This is a genomic window from Pelagibius sp. (assembly GCF_028289705.1).
GTDB lineage: Bacteria > Pseudomonadota > Alphaproteobacteria > Kiloniellales > Kiloniellaceae > Pelagibius.
The window spans coordinates 1-15,243 of the sequence record NZ_JANQOI010000096.1 but is presented as its reverse complement, the minus strand read 5'-3'; the positions used below and the strand labels follow the sequence as shown (position 1 = coordinate 15,243).

The following is a 15,243-nucleotide window of genomic DNA, read 5'->3' as shown; positions in this document are numbered from 1 at the left end:
GCCGGCCCTAACGGAGCTTGGGATTGAGGGCGTCGCGCAGCCAATCGCCCAGCAGGTTGACCGCCAGCACCAGGATCGCCAGGGCGGCGCCGGGGAAGATGGTGATCCACCATTCCCCGGAGAAGAGGAAGTCGTTGCCAACGCGGATCAGGGTGCCCAGCGACGGCGAGGTCAGCGGCACGCCGACGCCGAGGAAGGAGAGCGTCGCCTCGGTGATCACCGCGATGGCCAGATTGATGGTGGCGATCACCAGCACCGGCCCCATGACGTTGGGCAGCACGTGGCGCAGCATGATTAGAACCGGCGGAATGCCGATCACCCGGGCGGCCTGCACATACTCCTTGTTGCGCTCCACCATGGCCGATCCGCGCACCGTGCGCGCGTACTGCACCCAGAAGGACAGGCCGATGGCCAGAACCAGAACGTAGAACCAGACCTCCCCGTGGAAGTCCCGCGGCAGGACGGCACGCGCCAGCCCGTCGATCAGCAGCGCGATGAGGATCGCCGGAAAGGTGAGCTGCACGTCGGCGATGCGCATGATGACGGCATCGACGGTCCCGCCGAAATAGCCGCTGATCAGGCCGAGAGCGATGCCGAGCACCATGGCGAAGAGCACCGAGGCGAAGCCGACGCCCAGCGAGATGCGCGCGCCGTAAATGATGGTCGAGAGAATGCCGCGGCCCTGATCGTCGGTGCCGAGCAGAAACCGCGGGTCGCCGTCGGCGAGCCAGACCGGCGGAATGAAGGAATCGAGCAGGTCGATGGAGGCGAGGTCGAAGGGATTGTGCGGGGCGACCAGAGGCGCGAAGACTGCCGAGACCACGAAGAGCGCCGTGATGACCGCCGAAACGATAATCACCGGCGAGCGGGTGAAGGAGTACCAGATGTCGCCGTCGAAGAAGCGCCTGAGGGCATCGGCGAGGCGCGCGGCAGCCCCCGCCTCCACCGCCATCCGCTTTTCCTGTTCGACCGCCACGGCGTCCCCCTACTGGTGCCCGCCGGCCACGGCCTTGTCGGCGCGCAGGCGCGGATCGACCACGTAGTACAGCAGGTCGACGATCAGGTTTATGACCACGAAGAAGAAGCCGATCATCATCAGGTAGGAGGCCATGACTGGGATATCGACTTCGTTGATCGCCTGGATGAACAGCAACCCCATGCCCGGCCACTGGAAGACCTGTTCGGTGATCAGGGCGAAGGCGATGATGGAGCCGAGCTGCAGACCGGTGATGGTGATCACCGGCACCAGGGTGTTCTTCAGCGCATGGCCGAAGTTGACGGCCCGGTTGGTCAGGCCGCGGGCGCGGGCGAACTTGATGTAATCGGTGCGCAGCACCTCCAGCATCTCCGAGCGCACCAGCCGCATGATCAGGGTCATCTGGAACAGCGCCAGGGTGATCGAGGGCAGGATCAGCGCCAGCAGCCCGGATTCGGTGAGGAAGCCGGTGGACCACCAGCCGAGCTGAACCGTCTCGCCGCGTCCGAAGGTGGGAAGCTGCGGCAGCAGCGAGAAACCCAGCGCCAGATTGATGTCCTGGGACATCACCCCGAAGATCAGGATCAACAGGATGCCGATCAGAAAGGTCGGCAGCGAGATGCCGACCAGCGAGACCGTGAGAAAGACCTGGGAGAGAAAGCCGCGCCGGTGCAGGCCGGTATAGACCCCCATGGGCACGCCGATGAACAGCGCCAGCAGGGCGGCGACGAAGGAAAGCTCCAGAGTCGCCGGAATGCGTTCGGCGATGAGGTCCGAGACCGGCCGGCGGTGGCGGTAGGAGATGCCGAAGTCGCCCTGCACCGCTTTGATCAGAAAGCGGCCGTACTGGATGACGAAGGGATCGTCGAGGCCGAGACGCTCACGCAGCTCCTGGCGCTGCTCCAGGGTGGTGTCCTGGCCGACCATGTTGTTGATCGGATCGCCGACGTAGGTGAACAGCGAGAAGGCAATGAAGCCGACCGCCAGCATCACCAGGATGGACTGCAGGAGCCGTCGGACGACGAAGGCGATCATAAGATCAGGACCCCCGGCAAGAGGGGCCCGGACCGCGTGAGTCCGGGCCCCTGGCCATGGTGCGTCTTACTTCACCGTGACGTACTGCAGGTGAAAGACGTTGTCCGCCCGCTGCGCGACGGTGGCGCCGTCACTCACGCCCCAGGACAGGGGCTGCTGGTGCAGGGGGATGTGGCCCACCTCTTCCGAGTGGATTCTGAAAGCCTCGTCGATCAGTGCCTGGCGCTTTTCCTGATCGACCTCCACCTGGATCAGGTCGGCCAGTTCGGTCACCCGCTTGTTGCAGTATCCGCCCAGATTGAAGGCACCCTTGCCGTCCTCACGGCAGGACATGAGCGAGGAGATCGGATTCTGCGAGTCGAAGGTTGAGGGCGTCCAGCCGAGTAGGAAGAAGCTGGTGTCGTAGTCGTTCTGCGCCAGCACCTTGCCGAAGTACTTCGACTTGGTCTGCGCCAGCAGGTCCACCTTCACACCGATCTTCGCCAGCATGGAGGCCACCGCCTGGCAGATGCGCTCGTCATTCACGTAGCGGTCGTTGGGGCAGTCCATGGTGACCTCGAAGCCGTCGGGATAACCGGCCTCCGTCATCAGCGCCCTGGCCGCTGCCACGTCAAAGGGCCGGCGGTCGTTGAGCGCGGCGTTGAAGCCGTTGATCTGCGGCGCCACCATGAGATTCGACGGCGTGGCCGACCCGCGCATCACCTTCTTCCTGATCGCCTCGATGTCGATGGCCTGATAGAAGGCTTGACGGACGCGCTGGTCCTTGAAGGGGTTCTTGCCCTTGATGTTGGAGTACAGGAGTTCGTCGCGGGACTGATCGAAGCCGAGGAAGATGGTGCGGGCCTCTGGGCCGGTCAGGGGTGAGACGCCGGCAGCGTCTTCAAGCCGTTTCCAGTCCTGAACCGGAACCGGATAGGCCATGTGCACGTCGCCGGAGATCAGAGCCGCCACCCGGGTCGCGTCCTGGCTGATTGGAGTGAAGACCGCTTCCGTGATGTTGCTCTCGTTCCGGCCCCACCAGTTCGGATTGGGCACCAGCACCGTCTTCACATCGGGCTGGCGTTCCTTGACCATGTAGGGCCCGGTGCCGTTGGCGTTGATGTTGGCGTAGTTGCCCTGATCGTCGCCCTTGACGTTTGTGGCCTCGGTGGTGTTGTGCTCCTCGGACCACTCCCGGTCCATGATGTAGAAGATCTCGAGCTGCAGGGGCAGGATCGGATTGGGCTGGGGGGTCACAATGTCGACCGTATAGTCGTCGACCTTGACCGCATCCTTGATCAATCCCGCCACCACCTTGATGTCGGAGCCTTCACTGCGAATGCGCTCGACGGAGAAGATCACGTCATCGGCATTGAAGGCGTTGCCGTTCTGGAACGTCACGCCCTGGCGCAGGGTGAAGCGCCAGGTGTCCGGCTTGACGTTCTCCCAGGAGGTGGCCAGGGCCGGCACCAGTTCCAGATCTGGTGTCCGGGTGACCAGCCCCTCATAGAAATTCGACTGAAAGCCCAGGGTCATGGTCTCGAACAGGCCATGGGGGTCCATGGTCTGCACATCGCCCTGAAAGGCCCATTTGAAGGTCTTGGCCTCGGCCAAGCCGCCACTCACGACCAGCGCCGCCCCGGCGACAGCCGCCATAAGGCCGCGCCGCAGACTCGTTCTCTGTCGCAATAACATTGCTGTCTCCCTATCTACGTCCCTGTGCATAAGCCCCCATGCATTGCGGCGTCAGGCGGCAAGGCCTGAAAAATACTGGGGTTTCGTGTCTTGTGTGGCGCTCAGCCTAGTACGAGGCAGGCCGTTTTCACAAGCTGCTTGGAGACGCCGGAGGAGGCCGTCGGCCTGTGGTTGCCCCCGCTAGACAAGCTCCCGCTTTGCGAAAGCCCCGGCCTTCAGGATCACCGGTATCCGGGCCCCCTGATGTTGCAGCAGCGAAAGGTCCGCGAGAGGATCGCCATCGACTACGATGAGATCGGCCTGCCCCCCGGGCGCGACCACCCCCAGTTCACCTTCCGCGTTCATCAGGGCGGCATTCGCCGAGGTGGCGGAACGCAGCACTTCAGCGGGCGACAGCACCTCCGCGCGGATCTCGAACTCCTGGGCCTGATGGACCTGCATGTCCCCGAGCAAATCCGTGCCGAAGCCCATCTTCACGCCGGCGGCCTTGAGGATCTCCAGGGAGGTCAGCCCCGCTTCGCGCACGTCCTTCAGCTTCTCCTGGCTCACCGCCGGCAGGCCGAGCTCGGGGCCGAAACGGTGCAGCGCGTCATAGGTCACCAGCGTCGGCACCACATAGGCGCCTTCGGCCGCACAGAGCGCCGCCGTCGGCTCGTCGATCAAATTCGCGTGTTCGATGGAGCGCACGCCGAACTGGACGCAGCGCGAAATCGCTTCCGGCGTGTAGGCATGGGCCATGACATAGGTGCGCCAGGACGCGGCCTCCCAGACGATGGCGCGGATCTCCTCTTCCGAATACTGCAGGTTCCAGATGGGGTCGCTCGGCGAGGCGACGCCGCCGGAGGCCATGATCTTGATCTGGGTCGCACCCCTGCGCAGCTCTTCGCGCGCCGCCTGGCGCACCGCCGGCACGCCGTCGGCGATGACCCCGAAGATCCGGCTGCCCTGGCCGCAGAAGCAGAACGCGGAGTGGTCCTCGAGCGCGCGGAAGTCCGCGTGTCCGCCGGTCTGCGTGAGGGCCCGGCCCGAATAGAACAGGCGCGGCCCCTTGATGAGGCCCGCCTTGATGGCCAGGGCGAGGCCATAGTCCGCCCCGCCGGCATCGCGCACCGTGGTGAAGCCGCGCAGCAGCGCGGCCTCCAACAGCTTGCGCGCGTGCTGGGCCAGCAGGGAGCGCGGCATGGCCTCCATCTTTGCGAAATCCGGATCCGCCGCGAAGGCATGGAAGTGAGCGTCGATCAGCCCCGGCATCAGGGTGCGCCCGGCCAGGTCGACGACCTCCGCACCGTCGGCGGAGATCGGCCGGTCCGCGACCTCCTTGATCCGCTCCCCTTCGACCAGAACGTGCCGGTCCTCCAGGAGCTCCGATCCCAGACCGTCGAACAGCCTGCAGTTTTCGAACAGAATCTGGCCCATGCGTCCCCCGTTCTTCCTCGCCATCTCGCCGGCCGCAGCCTACGCCCGGGCCGTCAGTGACGGTTCCGAGACTCTAGGGTCTCGCCCTTGCAGAGGCAATCAGCCGCCCCGCCGCAACGCTCGCAGGGCCTGCCGTGCCAGGGGTTCCGCTTCGGCCCAGGACATACCAGGGCGCAGGCGGGGGTCGTAGAGCAGCCGCAGCAGCAGCCGGTCCCGCTCGGTCAAGGCGATCTGACGACCGGAATCGCTGAAGATGGAGGCCGCCGAGCGATCGAGATCGTTCATCAGGCCCAGGACCTGGGTCACCTCCTGCACCAGGCACCCCTTCACGGTCCGCTCGCCGCGGCCGCCGCGGATAAAGGCGACCGCAAAGTCGATGCTGCGGCCGCTGGGCCAGCCGCCCCAGAGGAAGCCGAAACAGGTGGCCGAGGGCTCCATCGCCGCCAGCAGCGCATCGAACTGCCTGGGGTCCGCAATCTTGTGGGCGAAGAGGGCGCGATGCCGCCTTGCTGCGGCGAAGGGATCGTCGGCCAGAAAGATCAGCAGGTTCGCCTCGCCCGGGCGCGCGGCGGTGATCTCGAGGCCGGTCAGGGACGAAAGATCGGCGAGGTGGCGCCGGGCCATGTCCTGGAAGGTAGGCGGCGGCTCGGCTGCCGCGCTGCCTATGTCCCCATCGATCAAGGCGGCCCGAAGCGGCCGCGTCCACTTGGCCAGGGTATCGCCCCGCGCCCGGGGCCGCCCGTCGGTGCCGAGAACCGGCCGCTCCGTCCCGTAGGCCAGGATACGGAAGTCCCGCAGCAGGCGCTCCGTTTCAGCGTCATCGGCCGGCGTCGCAATAGTACAGCTCATGAGGGCTGTCAGGAGAAGACAGGACAGGAACAGGGCTGCCCAATTCGCAGGGGTCGGCGCCGCAGAAGCTGCTATGATCCTTCGCACTGCGCTGCCCCTCCATTGCCGATCCGCCGCCGCGCCTCACATTAAGCCCAAAAGCTGAGCGCGCCAGGGCCGAGATTGGGTCCGCAGGAGACGCCAACGAACAGCGCTTGAAAACCGATCCAGGAGAGCCGCCCCGCAGATGTATGCCTTCTTCGAACGCCTCTTCGATCCGCTGGCGCCGGCCGCGGTCGAACGCCCGCCGACCAGCACCCGGGCCTTCTTCATCCACTTCCTCGCCCCCATCAGGGGCCTGCTGCTGCTGACCCTGATTATCTCCGGCATCGCTGCGATCGCCGAACTGGCGCTCTATGCTTTCCTCGGCACCCTGGTCGACTGGCTGACGACAGGCACGCCCGAGACCTTCATGGCGGACCACAGTTGGGGCCTCCTCGCCATGGCCTTCGTGGCGGTGATCCTGCGCCCGGTCGCCACCCTGACCTCCCGCGGCCTGATCAACCTCAGCCTGGTGCCAGGGCTGACCAACCGGGTGCGCTGGCTGAACCACCGCTATGTGCTGCGCCAGAGCCTCGCCTATTTCCAGAACGACTTCGCCGGGCGCATCGCCCAGAAGGTGCTGCAGACCGGCCATGCCCTGCGCGATGCCGTGGTGAACGTCATCGACGGCGTCTGGTTCCTGCTGATCTATCTCTTCGGCACCCTCTTCCTCTTCGCCGGCATCGACTGGCGCCTGCTGCTGCCGGTGCTGGCCTGGATGCTGTCCTACGGCGCGGTGGTCTATTTCATGGTGCCGCCGGTGCGCAAGAAATCCGCCGCCCTCTCTGAAGCCAACTCGGCCCTGACCGGGCGCATCGTCGACAGCTACACCAACATCCAATCGGTGAAGCTCTTCGCCGACAGCGAGCGCGAGGACGACTTCGTCGGCGAGGTGGTGGGCCGCCACACCAGCGCTTTTCGGCGGCTGATGCGTTCGGTCATCGGCATGACCATCGCGCTGACTCTTTTGAACACCGCCCTCATCGTGCTGGTCTCCGGCCTCGCCATCTTTCTGTGGATGAGCGACAGCATCACCACCGGGGCCATCGCCGTCGCCGTCAGCCTGATCATCCGCCTGACCCAGATGTCCGGCTGGATCCTGCGCACCGTCACCAGCCTCTTCGAGAACGTGGGCACGGTACAGAACGGCATCGAGACCATCTCCCAGCCCTACACCGTGCAGGATCGCCCGGCCGCGCGGACTCTGGCCGTCGACCAGGGCGAGGTCCGTTTCGACGGCATCCGCTTCCACTACGGCAAGGCCGGCGGGGTGATCGACGAGCTGTCGCTCAGCGTGCGCCCGGGGGAGAAGGTGGGCATCGTCGGGCGCTCCGGCGCCGGCAAGTCGACCCTCGTCCACCTGCTGCTGCGCTTCTACGACCTGGAGCGCGGGCGCATCCTGATCGACGGGCAGGACATCGCCCAGGTTTCCCAGGAAAGCCTGCGCGCGCAGATCGCCATGGTCACCCAGGACACCGCGCTGCTGCACCGCTCGATCCGCGACAACATCCTCTATGGCCGGCCGGAGGCCACGGAGGCGGACATGCGCCGGGCGGCGGAACTGGCCGAGGCCCTCACCTTCATCCCGGAGCTGGAAGACATGCAGGGCCGCCGCGGCTTCGACGCCCATGTCGGCGAGCGTGGGGTAAAGCTCTCCGGCGGTCAGCGCCAGCGCATCGCCATCGCCCGGGTGATCCTGAAGGACGCGCCGATCCTGGTGCTGGACGAGGCGACCTCGGCCCTCGATTCCGAGGTCGAGGCGGCGATCCAGGGCCAGCTCAAGAACCTCATGGCCGGCAAGACGGTAATCGCCATCGCCCACCGCCTCTCCACCATCGCCGCCCTGGACCGCCTGGTGGTGATGGACGAGGGGCGCATCGTCGAGCAGGGCAGCCACGAGGAGCTGCTGCGCCGCGGCGGCCTCTACGCCCGCCTCTGGGAACGCCAATCCGGCGGCTTCCTCGGTGTCGGGGAGGCCCGCAAAGCGTCCTAACCGCGACTTGCCGCTTGCGATGACCGATATCTGCTGGGCGTCGATTATGGGCCGGGTTCCATGGCACCCTTCAGCCCGGCAGGACCTCTTTGCCGAGGAGAAAGATCGCCAGCGGCACCGGCGAGACGGCCAGGGCGATGGTTGCCACGAAACCGGGCAGGGAAAACAGCCGGCTGGCCCCGGCAATCAGGGAGATTCCGCCGCCCCCGCCGATGACGATGTTTCCCGGCAGGTTGATGACGACGGCAAGGGCGAGGTAGCGGTGCCGGAGCAGAAAGGGAAGAGCGCGGTTCGGCGCTTTGGAGGCCAGAAAGGCGAGGCGCTCGTCCATGGTCATGGGCTCTATGGCCGCGAGCAGCCGGCTCGCTCTTCGCATGCTCAACTCGTCCAGCAGTCTGATCAGCCCCCGGAGGGGGACCAGGCGGCCGACGGTGAAACTGATCAGGAGCCCCGCCAGAGTGCAGAGGTAGACCAGGAAGACAATGGCCGGCCCGAGCAGACCGATCAGGGCCAGCCCGATCTCGACGCCGGGCACGAAGGGGATGGCGATCAGCACGGCATAGGCGACTGCCGCAATCATCACCATCCGGTGGACCCGGTCCTCGGTCCTCGGTCGGATCTCCAAGCTAAGGGCTTCGACGATCCAGTCAGCGGCGATATTGGCCGCGACGATCAGCACGACCAGGAAGGCGATTTTCAGGAGGACCTTCGGGACGGACCTGAGAGCGCGCGCGTCCGGCGGCATCTCACTGCGTGCTGGCGACCGGGCCGGCGGGCTTCGTCAGCGTGCCCTCGAACACAAAGCGCTTCTCGATGGTCCAGTACCAGCGCCTCAGCGTCCAATCGGACACGCCCCGGATCGTCCCGTTCTCCACGGTGCCATGCCACACGATCTTGGCGTCCTTGTGCAGACAACGGCTTTCGCTGAAGAACTCGATCTTCTCGCCCACATGGCGGACATAGTAGGGGCGTGCGGGATAGCCGCAGCGCCGGTCGCACTCGGTCGAGAAGAAGGTCCCGTTGGCGAACACGAAGGTGTCCTCGACGTCGTCCGTGTCGCTGGGAAGGCGCATTGTGCCGGTGAAGGTCATGCCGTCGAGCATGCCGGAGCCGCCGACCTCCGATGCCGCGACCGCTCCATCGGCAGGGCTTGTTCCTGGGCCCATCCCCGGGCCAAGCGCGACCCAGGCGGCTGCGAGCGCGAGGGCAACCAGACCACAGCCGAGAAGGAGCTTGAGGTGTCGTGTCATGGATACCGGACTCCACCTGACAACGCAGATGCAACGGTCCAAACTGTTGGTCCCGAACCCCCTAGGACCCCATCGGAAGACCTAGTTCCGATGATTATCGATTATAACCCCTTTCCGGAGAGCTGACCAGGGCTCTCCGCCATGATCGCGCGCGTGCGGTCGTGGTCCGTCGGGCATCTCCGGGAGATCGCGGCAGCCGAATGAGATCGAGCCGCGCGCCCGCCCCTTCGCTTCAAAGGGTCTTGCACGATACCTGCAACCGTTGGCCGTCAGCCGGGCCTCTTGCGCTTCAGTTCCTGCGCCTGAAGCGAGACCCACCAGATGACCCCGGCGCCGATGAGAAAGATGCCGAGGCCGGCGAGAAACAGGCAGACAAACAGCATTGGGGACATGCTCATCGAATTCTCCGTCTTTTGGGCTTGGGCGGCTGAATCTGGACCACAGTAGACCGCCTTAACCGTGCCGGCAGCGTCTCGGGCCGGTCCGAGTCACGGCCCATGGAAGAGAAAATGCCCGCGGTTCTCTTTGACTTCCGTCAAAGCGGTGGGCGCCAAAGTCTGCCCAAGATTGCCAGGGACGCAGGAAGCGCCTGTCAGGTTTCGGACGGAACGGCCGAAACGGCCCCTTTCCCCGCCCTGCCCTTGCCTCTGCGACAAGGCTTGGCCTTGCGGGGGCGGCGATAGTAGGCTGCGCCGGCCGAAGGGACGGCGGAGCGCCGGGCATCCGGGCCGGAAAGCAGGGCCCGCGCCGAACGCCGCCGGCGGCGCCTGACAGCAAGGATTTGGGAGACCCCTATGAGCGCGCGCTCGAACTCGGCGGTCAGCCGGGACATCGCCTATCACCTGCACCCCTATACCAATGCCCGCAAGCACGAGGCGGAGGGCTCCCTCATCATCGAGCGCGGCGAGGGCGTCTATGTGATCGACAACCAGGGCAAGCGCTATCTGGAGGCCCTGGCCGGCCTCTGGTGCGCGGGCCTCGGCTTCAGCGAGGAGCGCCTGGTCAAGGCGGGCAGCGCGCAGTTGGCGAAGCTGCCCTTCTACCACTCCTTCGCCCAGAAGACCTCCGGCCCGGCGGTGGACCTGGCGGAGAAGGTGGTCGAGATGACCCCCGACCAGCTCACCAAGGTGTTCTTCGCCAACTCCGGCTCGGAGGCCAACGACACTGCCATCAAGATCGTCTGGTACTACAACAACGCCCTGGGCCGGCCGGAGAAGAAGAAGATCATCAGCCGGGCGAAGGGCTACCACGGGGTCACCATCGCCGCGGCCAGCCTGACCGCCATGCCCTATGTGCAGGCCGATTTCGACGTGCCGATCCCCAACATCATCCATACCGACGCGCCCTATGCCTACCGCTGTGCCGAACCCGGCGAGAGCGAGGAGGCCTTCACCGACCGCCTGGCCCGCGGGCTGGAAGAGCTCATCGAGCGCGAGGGGCCGGAGACCGTGGCCGCCTTCATCGGCGAGCCGGTCCAGGGGGCCGGCGGCGTGATCGTGCCGCCTGAGAGCTACTGGCCGAAGATCCAGGCGGTGCTCAGGAAGCACGACGTGCTGCTCATCGCCGACGAAGTGATCTGCGGCTTCGGGCGTACCGGGCGAATGTTCGGCAGCGAGACCTTCGGCATGGAGCCGGACATCATGACCCTGGCCAAGCAGCTGAGCAGCGCCTATGCGCCGATTTCCGCCGTCGTGGTCACCGACGCCATCTATCAGGCGGTGGCCGACAACTCGGAGAAGCTGGGATCCTTCGGCCACGGCTACACCTACGGCTCTCACCCGGTCTCGGCGGCCATCGCCCTGGAGACCCTGAAGATCTATGAGGAGCGCGACATCGTCGCCCATGTTCGGACGGTCGGCCCGCGGATGCTGGAAGGGCTGCGCCGCTTCGCCGACAGCCCCATCGTCGGTGAGGTGCGCGGGGTCGGCCTGATCGCAGCAGTCGAACTGGTGGCCGACAAGGCCAGCAAGGCCCCCTTCGAGCCCGCCGGCAAGGTGGGCGCCTATTTCACCGCCCGGGCCACGGAGCATGGCGTCATCTTCCGCAACCTGGGCGACACCATCGCCGCCTGTCCGCCGATGATCATCACCGAAGCGCAGATCGACGAGTTGCTCGACGGTTTTGCAAAGGCCTTGGCGGAGACGGAGGCCTGGGTGGCCGCGGAAGGATTGGCCGCCGTCGCTTAAGGCGAATAGATGCGCCGGCCAGTCGTCCTGCGATGGGCCGGCGATGAGAGTGTGCTATAAGGTCGTGTTTCTGTGGCGCTTTGCCGCGCCGTTCACAAGGGTTTGTTACGATTCGATGATATGATCACGGCCCGGCTTTGCTAAGGTTCAGCGGAGTTCGAGGCCGGCCAAACAAAGAGCCAAACGAAGAGACAGCAAGACGATGGATTTCGAGCGCTTTATTGCCGAGCAGATGGCCGGACTGAAGGCCGAGGGGCGCTACCGCGTGTTCGCCGACCTGGAGCGTCAGAAAGGCGACTTCCCGCGTGCCACCTTTCATGGACCCAGGGGCCAGGAAGCGGTCACCGTCTGGTGCTCCAACGACTACCTGGGCATGGGGCAGCACCCCGCCGTGACGGCGGCCATGCACGAAGCCATCGACCGCTGCGGCGCCGGGGCCGGCGGTACCCGCAACATCTCCGGCACCAACCACTACCACGTGCTGCTGGAACGGGAACTGGCGGGCCTGCACGGCAAGGAAGCCGCCCTGCTGTTCACCTCCGGCTATGTGTCCAACTGGGCGGCCCTGGGCACCCTGGCCAGCCGCCTGCCGGACTGCACCGTCTTTTCTGACGCCATGAACCACGCCTCGATGATCGAGGGCATTCGCCAGAGCCGCGCCAAAAAGGCCATCTTCCGCCACAACGACCCGGAGGATCTGGACCGCAAGCTGAGCGAAGCCGAGCCCGGTGGTGCCAAGCTGGTGGCCTTCGAGTCCGTCTATTCCATGGATGGCGACATCGCGCCCATCGGCGAGATCTGCGACGTGGCCGAGCGCCATGGCGCCATGACCTACCTGGACGAGGTCCATGCCGTGGGCCTCTACGGCGATCAGGGCGGCGGGATCGCCCAGCGCGACGGCGTGGCCGAGCGCGTGACGGTGATCGAGGGCACCCTCGGCAAGGCCTTCGGCGTCATGGGCGGCTACATCGCCGCTTCCGCGAACCTCACCGACTTTGTGCGCAGCTTCGCCTCAGGCTTCATCTTCACCACCTCCCTGCCACCGGCCATTGCCGCCGGGGCGCTTGCCAGCGTCTCGCACCTGCGGCGCAGCCAAAGCGAGCGGACCGCCCACCAGGAGCGGGCCGCGACCCTGAAGCGGCGCCTGGAAGAGGCCGGCCTGCCGCTGATGCCCTCGGTCAGCCATATCGTGCCGCTGCTGGTCGGCGACCCGGTGGCCTGCCGGGCAGTGACCGACCGGCTGATGGAGCACTATGCGATCTACGTGCAGCCCATCAATTATCCCACCGTGCCGCGCGGGACCGAGCGGCTGCGCCTGACCCCCTCGCCGCTGCACAGCGATGCGGACATGGATCATCTGGTCGCCGCCTTGAGCGAGATTTGGCGCGAGATGGACCTGCGCCGGGCCGCCTGAAGGAAGACCGCCGGCGCCCGCGCCGCACCCAATTTCCCGGTTGATAAGGGCCCCGCTTCAGGGGCCCTTTCCGTCTGTGGCACAAATTGGTCACCCGATCGGGGCCCAATCAGGGATTGCCGAAGCGCGCCGGGGACGCAAAGCTGTTGCAGCGCCTGCGCCCGGGTTGCGGCCGGGCCCTATCGCAGCCGTTCCATCGTCCGCCAGCTTGGAAGCGCCATGCCAGACCAGAGGATCCCCCGAACCGCCAAGAGCCTCGCCGTTTCCCTGCTGCTTTGCGGGAGCCTGCTGCTACCACCCGGGACGGCGATTGCTCAGACCGTGTTGGCCCAAAGCGAACCGGCAGCGGAGAGCCTGGTCGTCGTCTCCTGGGGCGGGACCTATGCCCAAAGCCAGGTGGAGGCGCTCTATAAGCCCTTCACCGAGACCACCGGCCTGAAGATCGTACGCCAGGACTACCGCGGCGGCCTGCAGCAGGTCCGGGCCCAGGTGGAAGGGGGCGACGTCTACTGGGACGTGGTGGATGTGGCGCCGGCCGACCTGGAACAAGGCTGCGAGGACGGGCTTTTCGAGCGGCTTTCCCTGTTGCTGCCGCCGGCGCCCGACGGCACCTCTGCCGCCGAGGATTTCCTGCCCGGCTCCCTGCATCTCTGTGCCGTCGGCTCCCTGGTCTGGTCGTCGGTCATCGCTGTGGACAGCGAGCAGGCCGGGGAGAATCAGCCCGACGGCCTGGAAGATCTGTTCAATCTCGACGACTTTCCCGGCCGCCGGGGGCTGCGCAAGAGCCCCAAGGGCAACCTCGAGTGGGCCCTGCTCGCCGATGGCGTGCCGGCGGACGAGGTCTATGACGAACTCAGCAGCGACCAGGGAATCGCCCGGGCCTTCGCCAAGCTGGACACCATCAAGGACGAGGTCGTCTGGTGGGAGGACGGTGCCGAGCCCGGCCAGTTGCTGGCCCGCGACGCCGTCATCATGACCTCGGCCTACAGCAGCCGGATCTTCAAGGACATTGCCGCGGACGAGCGGCCCTATTCGGTGATCTGGGACCGCCAGCTCTGGGACGTCGAGCTTTGGGCAATCCCCAAGGGCAGCCGCAACAAGTTCCGGGCGCTGGAGTTCATTCGCTATGCCACCGGGACCGAGGCCCTGGCCGAGCAGACCAGGTGGATCCCCTACGGGACGGCGCGCCGTTCCGCCAACGCCCTCGTCGGGCCCTTCAATCCCCTTCAGGAGGTGGATATCGCCCCCCTCCTGCCGACCTACCCCGACAACATGGCCACCGCCCTGAAGAGCAACACCGCCTTCTGGAGCGAGAACGGCGAAGCCCTGGTCGAACGGTTCAACGCATGGCTGGTGCAATAGGCCAGAGAATCCACCCTCTTAGACCAGCCTTCGTTATGAGAACGATTATCATTCTCAAATTCATGGACAAGTCACCATTGCCGCGCTATATTGAGTCGGTCGGGTGACTGCTGCCCGGGCCTCCGGAATCCTCATCACTGGGACCAAGACCCCATGTATCGCGACAACACGCTGATCCCGAGTGAAGCCATCCGTCTCCTCGCCCTCGGCATTCTGGCGTGCAAACCCCAGAGCTATGGCGAGTTGGCCCGTGAGGTGCGCCACTTCACCGGCCGGATCATCGGCCCGTCCCTGGATCTGGTGGGGGCGCCCCTGGAGGTGTTGAAGGTGGAGGGCCTGATCACTCCGGTGGAGCCGACGGCAGACGGCGAGGATGCCGCTCTCACCGTGACCGAGCAGGGCCGCGCGGAGATGCTGCGCCTACTCTCGGCCAACGTCCGTCCACAGGTGAGCGACCTGAACAAGCTGATCATCGCCCTGAAGATGCGCTTCCTGCACCTGATGGAAGCGGAGACACAGAAGGTTCAGGCGGAACTGCTCTACGACACCACCGAGCGGGAGCTGACCCGGCTGACCGATCTGCGCAGCCACCATGCCGGTGACAGCGGCTACCTGCCGCAGTGGCTCGATCTGGAGATCGCACAGACCCAGGCGCGCCTCAACTGGCTCGCCGGCCTGCGCAGCGGCTTCGATCAGGGCGCGATGTCACAAGCAAGCTGACGCTTGCGCAGACCGCAACTCTCCGACCCTTCACCTTTCCCTAGCGGGCGCACACGTCAGCGGCCAGGCGTCGTGATCGCAAGACCGTAGCGTTTGGCGTTTTCGACTTACGTCGAATCGGTTCCGGCCCGCTCCCCCTCCCGGCCACCCATAGGATACTGGTGCTGGGTGGTCGGGAGGGGGAGCGGGCCCGAACCGATTCGACGTAAGTCGAAAACGCCAAACGCTACGGTCTTGCGGTCACGACGCCTGGCCGCTGACGTGTGCGCCCGCTAGGGTAAGGTGAA

13 protein-coding genes are annotated in these 15,243 nt (G+C 65.9%); 5 read left to right on the top strand and 8 right to left on the bottom strand.

Annotated features, from left to right (window positions below; genetic code table 11):
* Positions 1–7: 7 nt before the first annotated feature.
* From Q0996_RS12910 to Q0996_RS12890, 5 genes are all read right to left on the bottom strand, one after another.
* Positions 8–976, bottom strand: coding sequence for an ABC transporter permease (locus Q0996_RS12910; protein ID WP_322096704.1), 969 nt, complete (start codon positions 974–976; stop codon positions 8–10).
* A 9-nt stretch (positions 977–985) separates the two neighbouring features.
* Entirely contained in the window at positions 986–2,011 is a 1,026-nt protein-coding gene (locus Q0996_RS12905) for an ABC transporter permease (RefSeq protein ID WP_299620110.1), read from the bottom strand.
* A gap of 66 nt (positions 2,012–2,077) precedes the next feature.
* A complete protein-coding gene (locus tag Q0996_RS12900; protein ID WP_299620107.1) occupies positions 2,078–3,679 on the bottom strand; it encodes an ABC transporter substrate-binding protein in 1,602 nt (533 codons plus the stop codon).
* 186 nt (positions 3,680–3,865) lie between these two features.
* Positions 3,866–5,101, bottom strand: a complete 1,236-nt coding sequence (locus Q0996_RS12895; RefSeq protein ID WP_299620104.1) for an amidohydrolase family protein — start codon at positions 5,099–5,101, stop codon at positions 3,866–3,868.
* Positions 5,102–5,200: 99 nt separating this feature from the next.
* Positions 5,201–5,950: a DUF2927 domain-containing protein gene (locus Q0996_RS12890; RefSeq protein ID WP_299620101.1), complete on the bottom strand. Its 750-nt coding sequence runs from the start codon at positions 5,948–5,950 to the stop codon at positions 5,201–5,203.
* Positions 5,951–6,176: 226 nt separating this feature from the next.
* On the opposite strand from Q0996_RS12890, the gene Q0996_RS12885 reads away from it, so the two are divergent.
* Positions 6,177–8,024 (top strand): ABC transporter ATP-binding protein, encoded by a 1,848-nt coding sequence (locus Q0996_RS12885; RefSeq protein ID WP_299620099.1) that lies wholly within the window; start codon positions 6,177–6,179, stop codon positions 8,022–8,024.
* Between the two features lie 70 nt (positions 8,025–8,094).
* On the opposite strand, the gene Q0996_RS12880 is transcribed toward Q0996_RS12885, so the two are convergent.
* The 3 genes from Q0996_RS12880 to Q0996_RS12870 all read right to left on the bottom strand — a co-directional run bounded on the left by Q0996_RS12880 (position 8,095) and on the right by Q0996_RS12870 (position 9,672).
* A complete protein-coding gene (locus Q0996_RS12880; RefSeq protein ID WP_299620096.1) occupies positions 8,095–8,769 on the bottom strand; it encodes a hypothetical protein in 675 nt (224 codons plus the stop codon).
* 1 nt (position 8,770) lies between these two features.
* Entirely contained in the window at positions 8,771–9,274 is a 504-nt protein-coding gene (locus tag Q0996_RS12875; RefSeq protein WP_299620093.1) for a hypothetical protein, read from the bottom strand.
* A 269-nt stretch (positions 9,275–9,543) separates the two neighbouring features.
* Complete coding sequence (locus tag Q0996_RS12870) at positions 9,544–9,672, bottom strand: hypothetical protein (protein ID WP_299620090.1); 129 nt, start codon at positions 9,670–9,672, stop codon at positions 9,544–9,546.
* A 396-nt stretch (positions 9,673–10,068) separates the two neighbouring features.
* Here Q0996_RS12870 and Q0996_RS12865 point away from each other — a divergent pair, with 396 nt between their 5' ends.
* The 4 genes from Q0996_RS12865 to Q0996_RS12850 all read left to right on the top strand — a co-directional run bounded on the left by Q0996_RS12865 (position 10,069) and on the right by Q0996_RS12850 (position 14,956).
* A complete protein-coding gene (locus tag Q0996_RS12865; RefSeq protein ID WP_299620087.1) occupies positions 10,069–11,460 on the top strand; it encodes an aspartate aminotransferase family protein in 1,392 nt (463 codons plus the stop codon).
* 202 nt (positions 11,461–11,662) lie between these two features.
* The gene (hemA, locus tag Q0996_RS12860) at positions 11,663–12,874 is read left to right on the top strand and encodes a 5-aminolevulinate synthase (protein ID WP_299620084.1); all 1,212 of its coding nucleotides are present in this window, start codon (positions 11,663–11,665) and stop codon (positions 12,872–12,874) included.
* A 219-nt stretch (positions 12,875–13,093) separates the two neighbouring features.
* The gene (locus Q0996_RS12855) at positions 13,094–14,236 is read left to right on the top strand and encodes an extracellular solute-binding protein (RefSeq protein ID WP_299620081.1); all 1,143 of its coding nucleotides are present in this window, start codon (positions 13,094–13,096) and stop codon (positions 14,234–14,236) included.
* Positions 14,237–14,389: 153 nt separating this feature from the next.
* Positions 14,390–14,956, top strand: a complete 567-nt coding sequence (locus Q0996_RS12850; protein ID WP_299620078.1) for a hypothetical protein — start codon at positions 14,390–14,392, stop codon at positions 14,954–14,956.
* Positions 14,957–15,243: the final 287 nt, after the last annotated feature.